The organism is Pseudooceanicola sp. DL12, assembly GCF_056270665.1.
On sequence record NZ_CM149884.1, the window covers coordinates 289,913 to 308,517 of the forward strand.

Annotated in this window: 14 protein-coding genes; 7 read left to right on the plus strand and 7 right to left on the minus strand. The window is 58.2% G+C overall.

Annotated elements, in window-relative coordinates; genetic code table 11:
• Positions 1-4: 4 nt before the first annotated feature.
• Positions 5-1,747 carry an L-arabinonate dehydratase gene (gene araD, locus AC0WR5_RS01365; protein ID WP_475866261.1) on the minus strand — a complete coding sequence of 581 codons (1,743 nt, stop codon included), beginning with the start codon at positions 1,745-1,747 and terminating at the stop codon, positions 5-7.
• A 220-nt stretch (positions 1,748-1,967) separates the two neighbouring features.
• Between araD and AC0WR5_RS01370 the strand changes: the two genes are divergently transcribed.
• From AC0WR5_RS01370 to AC0WR5_RS01385, 4 genes are all read left to right on the plus strand, one after another.
• Entirely contained in the window at positions 1,968-3,014 is a 1,047-nt protein-coding gene (locus tag AC0WR5_RS01370) for a hypothetical protein (RefSeq protein ID WP_475866262.1), read from the plus strand.
• A gap of 81 nt (positions 3,015-3,095) precedes the next feature.
• Positions 3,096-3,515: a tripartite tricarboxylate transporter TctB family protein gene (locus AC0WR5_RS01375; RefSeq protein ID WP_475866264.1), complete on the plus strand. Its 420-nt coding sequence runs from the start codon at positions 3,096-3,098 to the stop codon at positions 3,513-3,515.
• A gap of 51 nt (positions 3,516-3,566) precedes the next feature.
• A complete protein-coding gene (locus tag AC0WR5_RS01380) occupies positions 3,567-5,063 on the plus strand; it encodes a tripartite tricarboxylate transporter permease (RefSeq protein ID WP_475866266.1) in 1,497 nt (498 codons plus the stop codon).
• Between the two features lie 30 nt (positions 5,064-5,093).
• Positions 5,094-6,170 carry a LacI family DNA-binding transcriptional regulator gene (locus tag AC0WR5_RS01385; protein WP_475866268.1) on the plus strand — a complete coding sequence of 359 codons (1,077 nt, stop codon included), beginning with the start codon at positions 5,094-5,096 and terminating at the stop codon, positions 6,168-6,170.
• 94 nt (positions 6,171-6,264) lie between these two features.
• Here the strand turns inward: AC0WR5_RS01385 and AC0WR5_RS01390 are convergent, their stop codons facing one another.
• Positions 6,265-8,697, minus strand: a complete 2,433-nt coding sequence (locus tag AC0WR5_RS01390; RefSeq protein WP_475866269.1) for an SIR2 family protein — start codon at positions 8,695-8,697, stop codon at positions 6,265-6,267.
• A gap of 476 nt (positions 8,698-9,173) precedes the next feature.
• Here AC0WR5_RS01390 and AC0WR5_RS01395 point away from each other — a divergent pair, with 476 nt between their 5' ends.
• Positions 9,174-10,232, plus strand: a complete 1,059-nt coding sequence (locus tag AC0WR5_RS01395; protein WP_475866271.1) for an IS110 family RNA-guided transposase — start codon at positions 9,174-9,176, stop codon at positions 10,230-10,232.
• Positions 10,233-10,529: 297 nt separating this feature from the next.
• Here the strand turns inward: AC0WR5_RS01395 and AC0WR5_RS01400 are convergent, their stop codons facing one another.
• Entirely contained in the window at positions 10,530-10,928 is a 399-nt protein-coding gene (locus tag AC0WR5_RS01400; protein WP_475866273.1) for a VOC family protein, read from the minus strand.
• 87 nt (positions 10,929-11,015) lie between these two features.
• On the opposite strand from AC0WR5_RS01400, the gene AC0WR5_RS01405 reads away from it, so the two are divergent.
• Positions 11,016-11,519 (plus strand): helix-turn-helix transcriptional regulator, encoded by a 504-nt coding sequence (locus tag AC0WR5_RS01405; protein ID WP_475866275.1) that lies wholly within the window; start codon positions 11,016-11,018, stop codon positions 11,517-11,519.
• Between the two features lie 6 nt (positions 11,520-11,525).
• The gene (locus tag AC0WR5_RS01410; protein WP_475868854.1) at positions 11,526-11,723 is read left to right on the plus strand and encodes a WYL domain-containing protein; all 198 of its coding nucleotides are present in this window, start codon (positions 11,526-11,528) and stop codon (positions 11,721-11,723) included.
• Positions 11,724-11,828: 105 nt separating this feature from the next.
• Here the strand turns inward: AC0WR5_RS01410 and mcrC are convergent, their stop codons facing one another.
• From mcrC to AC0WR5_RS01430, 4 genes are all read right to left on the minus strand, one after another.
• The gene (mcrC, locus tag AC0WR5_RS01415) at positions 11,829-12,908 is read right to left on the minus strand and encodes a 5-methylcytosine-specific restriction endonuclease system specificity protein McrC (protein ID WP_475866277.1); all 1,080 of its coding nucleotides are present in this window, start codon (positions 12,906-12,908) and stop codon (positions 11,829-11,831) included.
• Positions 12,908-14,707 carry an AAA family ATPase gene (locus AC0WR5_RS01420; RefSeq protein WP_475866279.1) on the minus strand — a complete coding sequence of 600 codons (1,800 nt, stop codon included), beginning with the start codon at positions 14,705-14,707 and terminating at the stop codon, positions 12,908-12,910. The genes mcrC and AC0WR5_RS01420 overlap by 1 nt, the downstream gene beginning before the upstream one ends.
• 262 nt (positions 14,708-14,969) lie before the next feature.
• Positions 14,970-17,048, minus strand: coding sequence for a hypothetical protein (locus AC0WR5_RS01425; protein WP_475866281.1), 2,079 nt, complete (start codon positions 17,046-17,048; stop codon positions 14,970-14,972).
• A 287-nt stretch (positions 17,049-17,335) separates the two neighbouring features.
• Positions 17,336-18,376, minus strand: coding sequence for a hypothetical protein (locus AC0WR5_RS01430; RefSeq protein WP_475866283.1), 1,041 nt, complete (start codon positions 18,374-18,376; stop codon positions 17,336-17,338).
• Between the last annotated feature and the right edge of the window lie 229 nt (positions 18,377-18,605).

The window sequence follows — 18,605 nt, forward strand, 5'->3', positions numbered from 1 at the left end:
CTCCTCAGAAGATGTCGGGTTCGCCGGCGGCACGGCCGAAGGCGCTTTCGAGGTAGTCGAAGTCGCAGCCCTTGTCGGCCTGGGTGACGTGTTTGGAGAACATCCAGCCCCAGCCCCGCTGGAAGCGCGGCTCGGGCGGTGTCCAGGCGGCGCGGCGGCGGGTGATCTCCTCTTCGTCGACCAGCATGTCGAGGCGGCGGTTGGGCAGGTCGAGGCGGACGATGTCGCCATTCTGCAGCAGCGCGAGCGGGCCGCCGACGAAGCTCTCGGGCGCGACGTGGAGCACGCAGGCGCCGTAGGAGGTGCCCGACATCCGCGCGTCGGAGATCCGCAGCATGTCGCGGTGGCCCTGCTTGATCAGCGCCTTGGGGATCGGCAGCATGCCCCATTCGGGGAAGCCGGGGCCGCCCTGGGGGCCGGCATTTCGCAGCACCATGACGTGGTCGGGGGTGATGTCGAGGCTCTCGTCGTCGACGGCCTTCTTCATCTCGGGGTAGCTGTCGAAGACCAGGGCGGGGCCCTCGTGCACGTGGAATTTCGGATCGCAGGCGGCGGGCTTGATCACCGCGCCATCCGGGCAGAGGTTGCCGCGCAGCAGGGCGAGGGAGCCCTCGTGGTAGACCGGGTTCGACAGCGGGCGGATGACGTCATCGTTGTAGACCTCGGCGCCCTCCAGGTTCTCGCCCATGGTGCGGCCCGTGACGGTGAGGGCGGAGGTGTCGAGGCGTTCCTCCATCTGCTTCATCAGGGCGCGCAACCCGCCGGCATAGAAGAAATCCTCCATCAGGTAGTCCTTGCCCGAGGGGCGGACGTTGGCGATGAGGGGCGTGGTGCGGCCGAGGGCATCGAGATCGTCGAGGGTGAGATCGACGCCGGCGCGGCGCGCCATGGCGATCAGGTGCACCACGGCATTGGTGGAACAGCCGGTGGCCATGGCCACGATCGCGGCGTTCTGCACCGAGGCGGGGGTGACGATCCGGTCGGGCGTCAGATCCTCCCAGACCATCTCGACGATGCGGCGGCCGCATTCCGAGGACATCCGCATGTGCCCGGAATCGGCGGCCGGGATCGAGGAGGCGCCGGGCAGGGTGAGGCCCATGGCATCGGTGATCGCGGTCATGGTGGAGGCGGTGCCCATGGTCATGCAGGTGCCGACGGAGCGGGCGATGCCGCCCTGCACGCCCAGCCATTCCTCGTCGGTGATATTGCCGGCGCGGCGCTCGTCCCAGTATTTCCAGGCATCGGAGCCGGAGCCGAGGATCTTGCCCGCGTAATGGCCGCGCAGCATCGGCCCGGCGGGCAGGTAGATCATCGGCACGCCGGCGGTGATCGCGCCCATGACGAGGCCCGGGGTGGTCTTGTCGCAGCCACCCATCAGCACCACGCCGTCGAGCGGATGCGAGCGGATCATCTCCTCGGTCTCCATCGCCAGCATGTTGCGGTAGAGCATCGAGGTGGGCTTGGTGAAGCTCTCATCCACCGAGAGCGAGGGCATTTCCACCGGCAGGCCGCCGGCCTGGGCCACGCCGCGCTTCACGTCCTTGACCCGCTCGGGGAAGTGGCCGTGGCAGGAGTTGAGCTCGGACCAGGTGTTGAGAATGCCGATGATCGGGCGCCCCTGGTATTCCTCCTCGGAGAAGCCCAGCTGCATCATCCGCGACCGGTGGCCAAAGCTGCGCAGGTCGTCGGGGGCGAACCAGCGGCCGCTGCGCAGCTGGTCCGGCGTCTTGCGGGGACGGGGTGACATGATTCTCCTCCTCCTGTCGGCGTCTTGGCTTTGATGTATGCGTATACATTTGCGCGGGTCAAGCCGTTTTGCGCAACAATAGTTGGCGTTTATGTTTCTGTTGACATGCCGCGGGGGAATGTGATCTTGAATGATGTATGCGCTTACATGGCGCTCGGCGCGGGGAGGACGCGCCTGTTATCACGAGGAAGGCCGCCCCGGTGGCCAATGGGAGGACAACATGAAATTCACTCGCAGAACTTTCGTCGCTGCCGCATCCGTGGCCGCCCTGCTGAGCGCCCCGATCATGGCGCAGGCCCAGGAATTGCCACGCAACGTGCGCATGGTGATCGGGTCGAGCTCGACCGGCGGCGACACCTATCAGAACTCGGCCATCGTGGCCGATGCGCTGTCGGAAAAGCTTGGCATCAACATCAAGGTGGATGCCACGGGCGTGAGCGAGGCCTTCAAGGCGCTGAACCGCGACAAGCGCGGCACCACGATCATGATGTTTCACGACCAGGCCTATCTGGGCAATCTCTACGGCGTGAACGGCTATGAGGATCCCTTCGAGAATTACGTCGTGGGCCCGACGGTGGCGATCAACCCGGGCAATGCCTACCTGGTGCCGGCCGACAGCCCCTATCAGAGCATGGAGGACATCCTGCAGGCTGCGGCCGACGGCACCCAGGTGCGGGTGGCGATCCAGCCGGGCGGGGTGAGCGAGATCGGTTTCTCGGCAATGAAGAATGCCGCCGCGGTGCGCTCGCCCGGTTCGGAAGCCAATATCGTGCCGGTGAACACCGGGTCGCAATCCGACAAGAACCAGGCCATGTGGGACGGGCTGGCCGATGTGATCAACGGCTCGATCCAGGCCAACGAGCAGTTCACCCAGCTGCCCGAGGGCGACCAGAAGGGCATGCGCTTTGTCTGGCTGACCGCCAGCCCCGAGACCCTGGAACAGGCGCCCGAGGCCGGCATGGGCGGGACAACCCGCGCCGACATGCTGGGCTATGCCGCGCCGGAAACCAGCGTGACCCTGGACGGCAGCAAGGATTTCACTTTCGACAAGGAATTCTTCCTTCTCTACAACAAGGACATGGATCCCGCGCTCGTCGAGCAGATCGATGCCGCCCTGTCCGAGATCTATGCCGACGGGGCGATCCAGCAGCGTCAGAAGGGCTCCTTCTTCATTCCCGATTTCCGGACCTCGAGCGATGCCCAGGCGCATCTGAGCGAGAAGCGCGACACCTACGAGAAGGTGATCGCGCAGATTTCGGACCAGTAGGCAGCTGCCAGCTGGCATCTCACGGAATGAACGGGTCCGGCCGGGGCCGGCCGGACCTGCACTGAAAAGGGGGGCGGACGCATGGGCGATCTGACACGGGTGACGATCAATTTCGATCAGTCGCACCTGATATTTCCAATGCTGATCTCGGCGCTGCTGGGCATCCTGCTGCTGGCGATCCTGATCCGCGACCGGGCGCGCATCCTGGCCTCGGGCGCCATGTGGAAGAAGACCTGGGCCGAGATGGACCGGGGGCGCTTCCTGGGCACGCTGGCGCTGACGCTGGCCTATTTCTCCCTGATGGTGCCGGTGGGCTATCTCTGGCCGAACACGGGCCTCGGCTTCCTGATCTGCTCGATTCCCTTCGTCTTCCTGTCGGGGCTGCTGTTCATGCACGACCGCAGGCCCCGGCGCATCCTGCCGCTGGCGGTGGTGGCACTGGTGGGGCCCACCTTCGTGTGGTGGCTGTTCACCTATCCGCTGTTCCTGACCCTTCCCTGATTTTCCCTTCCCAAGTTTACCCTTCCCTGATTTCCGGCCCGAGGACGCGCAATGTTCGAGATCATCACACCGCTCTTCCTGTCGCTGATCGTCGGCGGCACCCTGGCGGGCATCATATTCGGCGCCATTCCCGGCATGACCGCGACCATGGCGGTGGCCGTCTGCCTGCCACTGACCTATTCGCTGGGGCTGAACAACGGGCTGGCGCTTCTGCTGGGCCTTTACGTGGGGGGCATATCGGGCGGGCTTGTGCCGGCGATCCTGCTGGGGATACCGGGCACGCCGAGCTCGATCACCACGACATTCGACGGCTATCCGATGGCCAATGCGGGCGAGGGCGAGAAGGCCCTGCGCATCGGCATCGTCTCCTCCCTGGCGGGCGGGCTGATCAGCCTGCTGGTGCTGGCCTTCTTTGCGCCGACGCTGGCGGATTTCGCGATCAAGTTCTCCTATGTCGAGAAGTTCCTGATCATCCTCTTTGCCCTGACTGTGATGGCCGCGCTGTCGAGCGACATGCTGCTGGGGATCTTTTCCGGCATTCTGGGCATCTTTGTCAGCCTGATCGGCACCTACGACATTTCAAAGGGCGGCAACGGCGAGCTGCGCCTGGTGCCGCCGGGCACGGAATACTGGCTGGAGAGCGGGTTTTCCCTGTTGCCGGTGCTGATCGGGCTGTTCGGCCTGGCGGCGATCCTGGAGCAGGCCGAGCTTGGCGTGCCGGAGGGGTTCTCGAACAAGGCGATCAAGGTGGGCGGCAAGTCGACCTTCTCCTTCCGGATCTTTCGCGGCGAGGGGGTGAACGTGGTGCGCAGCTCGCTGATCGGCACCTTCGTGGGCATCCTGCCCGGCGTCGGCGGCTCGGCGGCCTCGCTGATCAGCTATACCAATGCCAAGACGTTTTCTAAGACGCCGGAGAAGTTCGGCAAGGGCGCGCCCTCGGGCATCATCGCCAGCGAGAGCGGCAACAACGGGCTGACCGGCGGGGCGCTGGTGCCGCTGCTGAGCCTCGGCATCCCGGGCGACAGCACCACGGCGCTGCTGATCGGGGCCTTCACGCTGCAGGGCATCCAGGTGGGCCCGCTCTTCATCGGCAACAACCCCGAGACCTGGAACGCCATGCTGATCGCCATGCTGCTGGCCAACCTGGCGATGTTCGCGCTGATGTACCTGGCGATCCGCTATTTCGCCATGGTGGTGACGATCCCCAAGCACATCCTCTTCCCCGTCATCCTGATGATGTGCGTGATCGGCGCCTACACGATCAACTACGGCATCATGTTCGACGTCTGGACGCTGCTGATCTTCGGCGTGCTGGGCTGGCTGTTTACCAAGCTGCGGCTGGAGGTGGCGCCCTTCATCATCGGCTTCATCCTGGGGCCCTCGGCCGAGATCTACTTCATGAAGAGCCTGGAGAGCTTCGGCGATGCCACGATCTTCTTCACCAAGAGCTGGATCGCCATGGTGCTCTGGGTGCTGATCATAGGCTCGGTGGTGCTCTCGGTGGTGCTGGCGCGGAAGCAGAAAATGATCTCGGAAAACGCGGCATGACACTTGCACGTATCCCCGGGGGGCTGAAATATGCGCCCGATGGACGAAGAGAGTGATCAGACGGGGGGCACAGGCCCCCGCAGCAAAGGGCCGGCGCGCAAGGCGAAGGGGCCGGGCCGTGGCGTGACCATGGAGGCCGTGGGCCGGCTGGCGGGCGTCAGCCAGGTGACGGTGTCGCGCGCGCTGTCGGATCCTTCCAAGGTCTCGCCGGCGACGCTGGCCAAGATCCGCGAGGCCATCGCCCAGACCGGCTTCGTGCCCAATGCGCTGGCCGGAGCGCTGGCCACCAGCAAGTCGATGCTGATCTCGGCGCTGGTGCCCTCGATCACCAACATCGTCTATTCCTCGATGGTGAAGGCCTTTTCCGGGGAGATGCGCGAACAGGGCTACCAGATCCTGCTGTCGGAGACGGGGTTCACCCCCGAGGACGAGGAAAAGCTGATCGCGGCGCACCTGTCACGGCGCCCCGATGCGATGTTCCTGACCGGCATCCACCATTCGGCCCAGGCCCGGCGGATGCTGCTCGGCGCCGGCATCCCGGTGGTCGAGGTCTGGGACATCACCGACAGCCCGATCGATTTCTGCGTCGGTTTCAACCACGGCGAGACCGGCCGCGCGGTGGCCGATTTCGCCATCGACGAGGGCCATGCCCGGGTGGGCGTGGTCTCGGCCGGCGACGAGCGGGCGCGGCGCCGCATGGAGGCCTTCGTGGCACAGTACCGCCGGCGCGGCGGCGCGGGCGAGGTGCCCACGGCGATCTTCGACGCGGCGGCCAGCCTGGCCTGCGGCCGCGAGGGGCTGGCGCAGCTGGTGGAGGGGGGCTTTGACCGCGGTCTGGTCTATTGCTCCTCCGACCTGCTGGCCCATGGCGTGCTGATCGAGGCGCGCCACCGCGGCATCGACGTGCCGGGGCAGATCGCGGTGGTGGGCTTCGGCGACCAGGAATTCGCCGCCCATGTCGAGCCGTCGATCACCACGGTGCGGGTGGACATGGCGGCCTTTGGCCGGGCCGCGGGACAGGCCATGCTGGCCCGCCTGCGCGGCGAAACGGGCCACCCCCCGGTGGTCGACCTGGGCTTCGAGATCCTGCGGCGGGAGACGGCCTGAGGGGGCCGGGGGGTGCGGGAGGGGCGGAATGGGCGGATAGCCGACCTTCTCTGCGCATGTGAACGCTCCGTTGCCGGGACATAGAAGCCGACATTCAGCTCATGAAAACGTCGTACGCATAGGACACCGAGGCGCGAGCCTCCCGGACTAACCGATCCTTTGCCTTTCTCCCCTTTAAATCATCAAAGTGCTCGATCCACTTAATGCACTCATCTGCCAAAATAGCCTTTTCTTTGCGGTTCAGTCGCAAACCTCTGCGTTCCGCGAAGTTCGAGAATTGCCCTGCAACCTTGTACGGGTAATTTCCGGCTTGCCGCATGGCAGTTTGCGAAAGCGCTATACCGCTCCCCTCCAAGAAAGCATCCTTATAGTCGGTCCAGAAATTAGAAAGAGCCCTGCTCTCAATAAGGAACTGAGCATAAGCGTTCTGGACCTTGTAAAGGTAATAGTCACTTCGAGTTAGGCCAATTCTCTGTGCTTCCTTGAAGTAACGATCAGCGGGCTTGTAGTCATTAAAAGATCGCGCTGCAATTGCAAATTGAGACCAATACGGTGGGCTGAACTCCTTATACCCAATATCCCCCACCCTCTGATAGTATCTATTGATCATATCGTGCCTATTGCTGGTGCTCTTGATCAGCTTGTCGATGTTCTTAAACTGAATAAGTCTAGAATTAATGGTTCGATATGTCTTCGACTTCTTGTGTCTGTCAGAGCTTCGAGAGAGCATTCTTAAGCAAAGTTCCACAATATACTGATCTTCAATGACTTCTCTAAGGACATACTGCGCCAGCATTGGAGATCGAGCTGAAACTTCACGCCCTGATATGCTAAAGAAATTCCTCAGCTCATCGTCCCCAAAGGACCTGGATATTGTGAACATATCCCGGCCTAACAACTCAGATAGAAGCCAAAAATGTGTCGGCATTCCAATGAAGGAAAGTATGAGCGCACCGCAGATCAAATCCAACTCGCCAGTGTGTGAACTGCTCCCGAGTTCGCTGAGTTTTTGTGCGATCTCAGACCTGTATACACTACTTTTGATAACCCCAAGCAGAAGTGAGGATATTTCCGAGGAGCACTCTTTCTCGATGATCTTCTTCTTCGCTGTGTAGCTGCGCGCAGATCCGTATTCCGCCCAATACGCACCACTGTCCAGAAGGCCAATCAAGCCTTTCATGTCGCTAGGGGAAATCTTGTTCACATCAATTCCGAGGTGATCCTTTCCTAATACCTCCGCTACCTCAGATGTCCTCAACTCGTATGGCGCTGTTCTCTCGCTCGCGATTATGAATGCATTTGTTAGCTGACTTCGAAATATTTCGATTTCCTTTTGATTGTCAAAGAATCCATCAAACACAAGGATGTAGTCACCTGCCTTCTTTCGCAATGAAGCCACATCGTAATCCAACATTCCGGACTCTCCAGAGAAGAACAGAACAGACTTCCCGAGGCGACCGTTTATCGCCTTGGCTGCTTGCTCGATCGCAATGGTCTTTCCGTTGCCCATGTTGGCATGGACAATTACGTTTCTTACACCCTTCTCTATGGCCTGAACAATTTCCTCATCTGCCGTTCTTTCTGCTAAATACCCGTTCGGCGTTCTTTTGGATGACGCTAGATAGGTCGCTCTAGAATAGATCCCCCTTTCGAGAAGGGCGGACAGTTCTTCAGGGCCAGATGGAACGCCAGTAACTTCTTCAGTAACGAGGTACTCATTGAAGTTTTCAACTTCAACTGAGTTAACTAATGGACCGCCAGCGCCTTTGATTTCATCTATAACTTTCTGAAGCCCAGTATTTCCTACTTTGTATACAGCGCCAAATTTTTCTAGCCATCTCTCTTCGTGAGGCGGCAAGTCTTCCCGTTGAATAATCACGGTCTTATTTTTGAGGCTAGGATCACTGAAGATAATCTTGGATATGTCGGGGTCATACATTGAGTATCCAGCAAAAACCGCGACATCGCACAGTTCCAGATCGGATCGCAGCGTGGATGCCCAAGGTGTATCAAATAGATCCTTGTCAAAATAATGCGACATCGTTAACTGGAAATCATCCAGTGTCGAACTTTCGGATAAACTTTTTATAGATCCATTAAGATGAACGACTTGAGGCTCCTTCTCAAGCTCAAAAGATAGCTGACTTCGATTCATCGACATGAGACTTGGATCAATGAACTCCAGCAAATCGTCATAGTTTGTTGTGTAACGACGGCGCCAAGGATACGAAGAAATTGATCTATGTTCCGGCCCTGCTTCGGATATTGTGAAATTTTCCTTTATTAACTTCAGAGTGGCTCTATCGTCACTCTGGGTGTCGTTGTAAATTTCCGCAGCGAGAGTTAGCGGCAAATCATCCTCTATATTCAAAAGCGAACATATTTTCTTGGCGAAGTTGCGAGACAACGGCACGCTTTCTGTCAAGATATTTTTTGCACCCACAGAAAATCCGGCGCCGGTGAACAGAACTACTCCACCTGGTTTCGGACTTGCTAGGCGGCTGCAGAATTCATCGAAAGTAAGCATGATTAGGGGCTTCCCAAGTTGGTGGCGACGCAGAGTGCTAATAAGAAAACAATATTGATGAGCGCATGCAAGAGACTTCGCGGGAGTGGTTCTCGGGGCCGGGGGTTGTGGAGGAGTAAGTGTCTTGAGGTTTGCAGAGACACAGATCGGATCTGCGCGACTTTTCAAGGCCATCCAGCTGAGTGTCCGCTTGGGGCGTATTTTGTTGAAAAACTCGGGGAAGCTCGAGATGGACAGATTTTTCAGAACATCCATTCTCGCCTGTGGCTGTAATGTCGTCTTAGAGGGAAAAAACGGACGGCTGAGAGAACAGAATTCTGGTCCAAGCCACGTATTTGCAGGGCGAGGGAGTTTTTCAACAATGAGTTGGGACCGGCCATCCGCTGCACTTGGCAGGAATGGCCGCTAATGGGATGTACCGGCTGCTTCACCCAGCAGGTTAGGCTGTGCCTATTTCTGCAAGTTGGAGAAGTAGCATGGAGAAGAAGACCTTCGATCAGCTGATGTCCATCGGGATCGACATCGGCAAGGATACGTTCCACCTCGTCGGGTTTGACCGGGATGGCCAATTGGTGTTGCGCAAGCAGATCAAGCGGTTGGCGCTCGTCTCGACTTTCGAGAAGCTGCCGCGCTGCATCGTCGGCATGGAAGCTTGCCTGAGCGCCCATTTCGTCAGTCGAACCCTGCGTCAGCTTGGTTTCGAGCCGCGTATCATCCCGGCGATCTACGTGAAGCCTTTCATCAAGGGGCAGAAGAACGACTACAATGATGCCGAGGCCATCGCGGAGGCAGCGTTGCGCCCGAACCTGCCGATCGTGCCGGAGAAGAGCCAGGACCAGCTCGACCTGCAGGCCCTTCACCGGGTGCGCTCGCGTCTGGTGTCGCGCCGGACCGCGACCATCAACCAGATCCGCGCCTTCCTGATCGAGCAAGGCATCACGGTGCGCAAAGGGCTTCGGGCTTTGAAGACCTCCTTCGAGGTGATCCTCGAGGAACGCAAAGACGAGATATCGCCGCGCATGCGGACCATCCTGATCGGCTTGTATGGCGATTGGCTCTGGCTGGATGACCGGATCGACGCGGTCTCGAATGAAATCGAGCAGATCAGTCGCACTGAGGAGAACTGCGTCAACGTCATGACCATTCCCGGTATCGGACCGATGATCTCGACGGCAATGGTTGCCGCGATTGGCACGGGAGAGGCATTCGGGCGTGGAAGGGACTTCGCCGCATGGGTCGGTCTGGTTCCCAGGCAATACAGCACGGGCGGGCGAACGGTGCTCGGCCGCATTTCCAAACGTGGCAGTCGATACCTGAGAATGCTCTTCGTTCAGGCTGCCAAGGTCATCCTGATGCGGGCCAATCGATGGGCTGACTTCAGCTTTGGCGATTGGCTGAACCGGGCATCGGAGAGAATGAACAGGAACAAGCTGGCTGTGGCGCTGGCAAACAAGCTGGCACGCATGGCGTGGAGCATACTGAGACACAGAACCACGTTTGACGCACCAAGAGACGAGGTCGCTGTCGGCATCTGAGCCGGGGTGACCCAAAGGAGTTCGCGACAGATCGAAAGCATGGAACGGAACAATTACGCCCCCAGAATCTGACGGCCCTAACGGTCATGGTGGACCTTTCCGCTAATTAGATCACGGCGCGTGCGTAACTCCAACAAGGCCACGACCCGCGTGTCGATCAACAGGCCGGATACATATGAGCGACTTCCGAGATCATGCCAGAAATCATTTGCGAACAGCAGCCGGTACATACATAGGGCCGACAGATTCCGTAGTGGAACCACCTCCTAGCCTGGCTAGGAAGTGGTCCCTGTTGCCTCACGACCTGGAGCCGAACCGCGCCTTCGCGGCCTCGGTTTCCGGCATGTAGAGGCTCACCAGGTTGCCCTCCGGGTCCCGCAGCTGGAACGTCCGGTTGCCCCAGGGCAGGAGCTTCGGTTCATGGACGACGTCCAGCCCTTTCAGGCGCTCGAACTCGGCGTCGATATCCGCCACCTGAAGCTCGATGATGGAGGTCCGGTTCGCGGAGGCCTCGGCGCTGCCTTCCTGGAAGAGCGCCACGGTGTCTTCCGAACCGATGGCCAGCGACGCACCCGGCGTCACGATCTCAGCGAAGACAGGGGCCAGCCAGTCGGCCTTGGCGCCCGTGACGGTTTCATAGAAGGCCACCAGACCCCGGACATCCCGCGCGATGAGGCGGACAGAAGCAAGTTTCATCGTCATTTCCTTTCCTTCCGGCACTTGACCGGTTGTCGGCGCTTCTAGAGAGGTCCTGCTGACACCATTGTGGCAACAGGAAACCGGATGCGCAGCACCGACCGTCTTTTCCAGATCATCCAGATCCTGCGCCGCACGCCGCGGCCCGTGACGGCCGCCGCCATCGCGGAAGAGCTCGAAGTGTCACGTCGGACGGTCTACCGGGATATCACCGACCTCATTGGCCGCCGGGTCCCGATCCAGGGGACTGCCGGTTTCGGCTACACGCTGGACGATGATTACGAGATGCGCCCGCTGGCTCTCACGCCGGCCGAGACCGAAGCGCTGGCCCTGGGCGCGCAATGGGTGAGCCGTCACCCTGATCAGGCGCTCGCCCGTCTTGCCATGGACGCCTTGTCGAAGATCCGGCTGTCCCTGCCGGAGGCCAGTCGCACGGTGCTGGAGCAGCCCGCATTGGGTATGAAGCCGATTTCGATCGCCCCTGGGGCTATGCTCGATACTACGTCCATCCGGGATGCCATACGTCGATGGCGCGTGGTGACATTTCGCTACTGTGCTCTCGACGGGGCCGTGAGCCAGCGCAACGTCTGACCGATCCTGCTCGGCTACGAAGACAGCCGCTGCCTGTTGATTGCCTGGTGCGAGGACCGAGATGCCCTTCGCCATTTCCGCCTGGAGCGTATGTCTCACATCGAGGTTCTCGAACGAAGGCCGCCGAAACGGAGGACGGACGTGACGCGGGAATGGCGTGACCAGCAAGAAGGTGCGACGGAGCTTGGGAAACGCCAAGTGTAGCTTCCTGATTGGCCCGCCAGGCAATTCTTCATAATGTTATGGGTGACCGGTTCGGGGAAGCAGCATCGCAGCACCGGGCCGCCCATGAGTGACAGCAAAGGGCCGTCAAATTCCGATCCGCGCTTGCGCAGTAGCAGTCTTGTGCAGTTGCGAAGCAAACTCTGTTGAGGGCGCGGTCAGATCTATCGTTCTAAACGAAATAGGGTGTCCTTGGATAACCATGGTTTCGTCAACGCTGCCGCCAACTTGCGGATGGAGCAGAATTCCTTCCGAGGTCAGACTGGGAGGGTGCTCCATGTGCTCCTGTGTCCGCAAATAGGCATACATCTGGTATAGGTACCCGCTTCGCAAGATCTCGTCCCTGTGGTTCGATCTGGTCAGAATTCGGGTGAATTTGGTGTCGATGACCACGTGACGCCCGGTTTCGGGTTGGTTCAGTTCGATGTCGGTCTGCATGCCGGGGAGGATCGCGGAGAGGCCTGGGGTTGTGCCGGACACAGGCCAAGCGAGGCGTCGCCCCTGGGCAATGGACCAACCTTCTGGCTTCAGGGCTATGCGGAGCGCATTGCCGATGGCGCGTTCGAAGAGGCGGCGGATCAGGTGCTCGGTCGTCTCATCACCGGGCTGCAGCGAGGCCCCTTGGGTTTCGGTCGGGATAGTCCCATCGAAGATCATCCGGGCAAGTGCCACCATCATCCTGTCCGCGTTCTCGTTCCTGCCTATCTGGTCGGTCGCCAGTTCGGCGCGAGAGGGCCTGCGCGCCGAGACGCCAGCGCGCGCGAAATCCGCCGCGAGGCTGCGACAACGATGTCCGGTCTCCCGGGCGGAGACGCGGGCAGAGAGACGTTCAAGCGCAGCGCGGACCAGCCTGTTTCGCGGCGTGTCCATGACATGCTCTTCGAACCGGCAGGCGATCTGACCGCGCTCCATAAGCTGGCCCGCTTCTGTCGCCAGCATGTCGATGCGACCGCGTACACGCGGCAGAACTGCTGTCCGCGCCTGGTAGCCTCGGCTCAGGTTGCGGTGAAGTCGATCTTCGACCACGCGGGCCATCAGGCGGCCGATGAGATCCGGCAAGTCCTGGGCCTCCTCGACATCGCGCTCGAACCGACCCCGGAGTTGTACGAGATCGGCGGCATAGAGAAACAAGATCCAGATGTTGCGAAGCGGAATCTCGGAGGCCATCAGAGCCCGTCGCTCAGCCGCGCCATTGCTTCGGCAGCCCTTTCGGGCGCATCGAACCAGTATTCGTCGAGCAGCGGTCCGATCTCGGTTTCGATCACGTCATTGAACCAGCCCTTCGGATCGGCGAGCCGCTCGGTTGGCGTGATGTAGGAATGGCCGACGCGGAACTGCGGACCTAGAGTCCTGTCGCCGGATATCTCGTCGTTCAGCGCCGCCATGCGCGCCCGGATCAGGTCCACCATGTCGCGGTCGAGCCCGCGATCCGCGCACCATGCGGCCCAGGAATCGTTCAGCATGGGCTCGAGCGAGACGAAGGCGAAGCGCCGCCGAAGCGCCAGATCCACGAGCGCCAGCGAGCGGTCGGCCACGTTCATCGTACCGATGATGTAGAGATTGTCCGGGACATGAACGCGCTCGCCTGGCTGTTTTCGGTAGGCGAGCTCAATCGCGTCAGCCCGACTGCGCTTGGTGTTCTCGAGTAGTGTCAGCATCTCGCCGAAGACCTGGGCCGGGTTGCCGCGGTTGATCTCCTCGATGATGAGCAAATGCGCGATGTCGGGCTGGGCGCGGGCGGCCTCCACCACCTGCAGGAACACGCCGTCGGTGATCACAAGACCCGCCGAGCTGGGCCGATACCCTCGCACGAAATCCTCGTAAGAGAGCGACGGATGGAACTGGACCGAGCGCAGCTGCTCGGGCTTCGGCGTGCGCCGCCCGATCAGCGCCTTTGCCAGGCGCTTCGCGAGCCAGGTTTTGCCGGTGCCTGGCGCGCCCTGAAGGATCAGGTTCTTCTTATCCTCCAAGCGGCCAATCAGTTTCGCGAGCGCGCCACGCGACATGAACCCGCCCTCGGCAATGATGTCGTCGATGCCATAGGGCTCGATCGGAGGCGCATCTGTCTCGCCATCCGCCTGCTCCTCCTCGATCAGGGTGAGGGGTTCGAGGTCCGCGGCGTACTTTTCGGCCCAATAGGGATGCGTCAGGAACCGTGCCAGGTCCTGGTCTTCTCCGTCGAAGGCGAATGCCACCAATTGCCTCGCCATGTCGTCGTCCTCGAAGCGCGCCCGGGCGACAGTCGTGCGGTAGGTGTAGAAGAACCACTCGCGTGGCGGGTCGACTTCTTCCCAGGCGACATCGACAGTCTTCCCGTCTCCCGGATTGCCAGTAATCGTGCCAATCGCCTTGATCCGCATGGCGCTGACCGGTCGCCCCCGGTTCTCGAACGGCACATCGTTCTTGCGCGTGTAGGTCGCCTTGATCGCGATCCGGTCGCCCTGCTTCATCTGCTTCACGAGATTTGAGAACTTGTCGTCGTAGCCATTCTGCCAGATGCCTTCACCAAGGAAGCGTGGGGTCTGGTCGCCTTCGTCCCATGCTGCACCGACGAACCAATAATTGATGCCTTCCGGGACGATATCGCCCTCCGGTGCCTGGTCTTCGTCTTCATCAGCCTTGAGTGCCGCATGCTCCTGTCTGAAGATCTCTACGGCGAGGTCATCCGTCATTTCGATGGAACCACCCGCATCGGTCAGGGCCCACACGCCGCGCTTCGGGGAATAGAGGTAGCCGGCCTTAACAAGGTAGAACCGTGCCCAGGCAACCCGATTGTTGAACTTCGGCTGCCCGTTTTTGTTGGTCTGGTTCAGGAAGTCGTCCGGTACTTCATGTCGCTGCGCGATTTCTTGGAAGACCTGTTTCGGGCGCGCCTGCCCCCCAAGATCGCGCAAGACCTCAAGGACCGGCGCGAAGTAGCTGACGAACTGCGGAACACCTTCAATTTTCTGCTCGAAAAGTTTCACACCTGTCCCCGGGTTTTTCAGGAAATTCCGACCAGTACACCCGATGGCTGAGATCTTTGCAATTGGGTCGGGACTTCGGGTTTCCTCGATTACCTACTGCTGACCTTCGCTTATCCAATTTTTCTGCGCGATGTCACGAAAGGCCGGTTCGAGGAACTGCGTTGCAGCGATGACCGTCCTGGCGAATGTCGGCTGTGGGCCGAACAGTCCTGGTCGCAAGAGGGCGGAGAGCTGCCGTTCGCTGCATATTCGATACCAGCAATCAATCAGCGGTCAGCGACTTATCCGGAGAGCCATCATGCAGCGAGAAAGCGCTCGCCGCAGCTTCCAGTTCAGGTGTTACAAGTGCGCCAACTTTCATCCTTGGGTGTTCGAGGAGCATATTTCCAAACCCCGTCGGAAACTCGACGTTTATCCACTCAACACCTTCAATAAATGGCTTTAACGGCGGGGGGCATGAAAAGATCTCCGGGATCGCAGCTTCCGCCTCTTCTTGATTGCTGTAAAATTTTGTAAAGGTCACTGCTTTTTCGCCTTTTTTTATTGCAGCGCCTGACACATACGACCCTTCACTGGAGAACAACTCAAGCAGAGATATGTCAGTTATCGCCACGCCATCAATCAAGAGTCCTGACCCAACCTTCTGATTCAAGACAACTATTGGAACGATGTCCACTTTAGTAACATCAACGCCAAGGGGACCTTCTACTAAATGCAGGTTATCTGACAACCAGTCCGCTTTTCTTTTCGCCTGCTTTGCCGCGCCCTCCAGTTTTTTAAGGTGATTAAATCTGTCAATGGGTTCATTTGGTGCCACCAAGCACTTCACTTCACCAACGACAATTCGCCTGCCTATTCTGATCAGTAAATCTATCTCCTCTCCACCCGCTCTAGATTCATCCAAAGCATGCGGCAAACACGCGAAATCATTGATGATCTCATTGCCGACCAGTGCCATTCGAACTCGTTCCCGAACGCTATTTTCAAAGGTTTCGCCAAGACTCTTCACTTTACTCAGATCAGGCCCCAACAACTCCGATAAGGTTCTTTCTACAAATCGAATTTTCGATCCGACTTCGACCGACGGCAGAACGATCATGACGTGCTCTTCGTCAAGTTCTACAAGGGGGTGAAACCACGCACCGTCCCTAAAGCATTTTGCAGTATCGTCTGGTGACAGAACAAGTTGCGACAAGATAGATTTTGCAATGACTTCGCTAACATTCAAACCTTTTCTGAAGGCCCTCAAACAGTCGATCTTCGAGATACGTAGCGAAAACTCTTTGGCATCACGGTAATTTTGGATAGTCTTCGACTGAATTATAGAATTCATACCGGAACCAAGCTGCTCCAAAATCCAAAGAGACTGAACGAGAAGCCTCATGGTGATTTTGGCGTTTGCGACACTGATCGGCACATCTAAGAAATCACTAATATACGAACGCTCTAAGGTGCCCATCGTTTCATTGAGCTTCCGAAGCTTTCTTGCGGACGGCTTTGAGGCATTCATCTGAATGCGACCTTTTTTCGATCTCGTGAATGAAACGGCCATTATATGTCGCGTATCTTCTCGATCTTCCGGCAAATCATGAAATAATGCAAGCGGCCCCCATAAAGCGGCTTCGGCCCGCATTTGGCTAGCAAACCAGTATGAACCGCTTTCACGATCTGCAGGACAAAAAACCAAATCCTCTCCATCTCGCTTTAGTTCTCGTGCTTCCCAAAGCGCAGACATCCAAAGATCTCTCAGGCCTGCTTCTACCGAAAGCACCCAACCTGCTCTGCGCTCCAAGAGGTTAAATTTCGTCTTGATAGGCTCACGCTCAACTGAGAGGCTTTTTGCTTGAAAAAACCAATGAGGTAACGTGTCCACTATTGCTGTAGTCAAATCATCCGGTGATAAATTGTCCTGAGGTGCGATTCGGCTGCCTGCCTTTCCTACGTCCATAAGATGGAATGGGTCAGCGCTTCCGGACTTAGCAAGCTCCTGTTGCCTGCTTCGGAAATCTTCCTTTAGAGCAAGGTAATTGCGATTGGCGGAGCCAACGGCGAGAACCAGCGCGCTACGCTTGCTTATGCCGTTGAATATGTCACCCACGTGCTCCTTTCTGAGTGACGAAACCTGCTCCCCGAAGAATAATGCAGACAAGCAAAGTTTGATGTCCCGCTCATTATCTTTGGCGCTGACAAGGGCGCGCGCCCATTGAACTCTATTAAAGTTCCTCGCGAACGGGGAGCTCAACCTATCTCCACCCTCAGTTGATTTTTTGAATATCGGAGTGGCAATATCTTCAGTTCTTAGCAACGTGCGAGCCTTTCCCGAAATCGTATTGAGCGTCATTCTTGGTTTCAGTCAACGCTCCATATAATTTGAAAATGACGTTGACCTCTGTTTAACTTAGGCGGTCGGCGATCGATGTCCGTTTTGGTTGCCCTCAACCTATAGCTTATCAGACATTCCGTCTCCAAGCGCCACGGGATTATGATGCGAGAACGGGAACCCCATATTATGTTTTTGTCTGTCGTCGAGGCGTTAAGTCGCGGCCGACAGCAAGGGCGGCGAGCCGCAGCGCAGCATTGCGATGCTCTCAAATGTCCGGAGAGGGCCGTGATGTAAATCACACTGAACTAAATTGAGAGGTTGATTACAAGCGCATCTTCATTTCTATCATTTTCATTCATCTGGTGGACGACCGTCGCCGAACCATCATTTGGATGGAAGAGGAGGACAAGGGTATCGATACGGAGGTGATCATAAGTTGCAGCTGCGAGCAGGGATTGCGCTTTGTCGCCGGTTATAAAGATCGAGCAATTGCTTGCATGAACCAGGTGATCAATATCGCGATGGCTGCCACGAAAAGCACGTCGACCAATGTCTCCATCTTTCATATTTTTCTTCTCGCGCTTGTAGCGGAGATTGAAGAGTAGGCGAGCAAGGCGTCTAATTTGGTCATGAGGCGGATGAATCTTTCGGGCGTCAATACGGGATATGGGAATGTCCGGGATGTCCGTCCCGATCATGTATGCTGTATCGCCTTCCTGAGCTAACCGGAGTATCTTCTCGGCTGAAGAGGGGCCGGCAACATTGCCTAGGACACTGGGGTTTAGCTCTGGCAAACGGATATCATCCCATTCGGACAGAGATGAGGTGAGTTCCTCCGTCCGAGCTTGTAACTTCAGGAGCTCTCGGCAAACAGGAAGCGTAAGTCTATCTTTCTCTTCGCCCGCATCTAGATCTTCCCACGCCTTCTTCAGGTCAGCCATGACCTTTGCCATACTTTTCTCGAAAATACTTGCATGCGTTTCTGAAGATAATCCACCGATCATTTTCTGGAGGGTATCTTGGAACACGGCGGTGGCATCAGCTTTAGACTTATGGGCGTGAAACTTTTCGAGCCGTTGCTCGGAAGTAAGCTTGACCAATGGAGGGAATCTCGGTGCCAGGATATCTGTTGCTTCCTGAAAATCGCCCCACATGCTGCTTCCAACATCAAGAATTTGATCCAACCTCGTCTGTAGATCCGAGTCTGTGCAGTCTAGCAGCTCGTAAACGTTTTCGGTCGAGTAAACTACTTGAGTTGCGTCCAGAAGCGTTCGCAATTCCTCTGCCTTGCCTGCTTCCAGATGCCCCCACATGGAGGTGTCAAGATAGGTTGTGACAATTCCCATAAGCGCCCCGCACGGTTCATCCAGCCTTACTGACTAGATCTAAGCTATGACGTGGATGACTGTCTGGCTACGGGCAGTGCAGTTCAAATTCCGGGCATGGTCCCCAGTGTACACGAATTTGCTCCGCGATGACAGGAATGGCCGGTTCGGGGAAGCCGCATCGCAGCTATCCTTGAACTGGCGAATGTCCGGATAGGGCCGACACCGACAACAGACAATGCCCCCAACG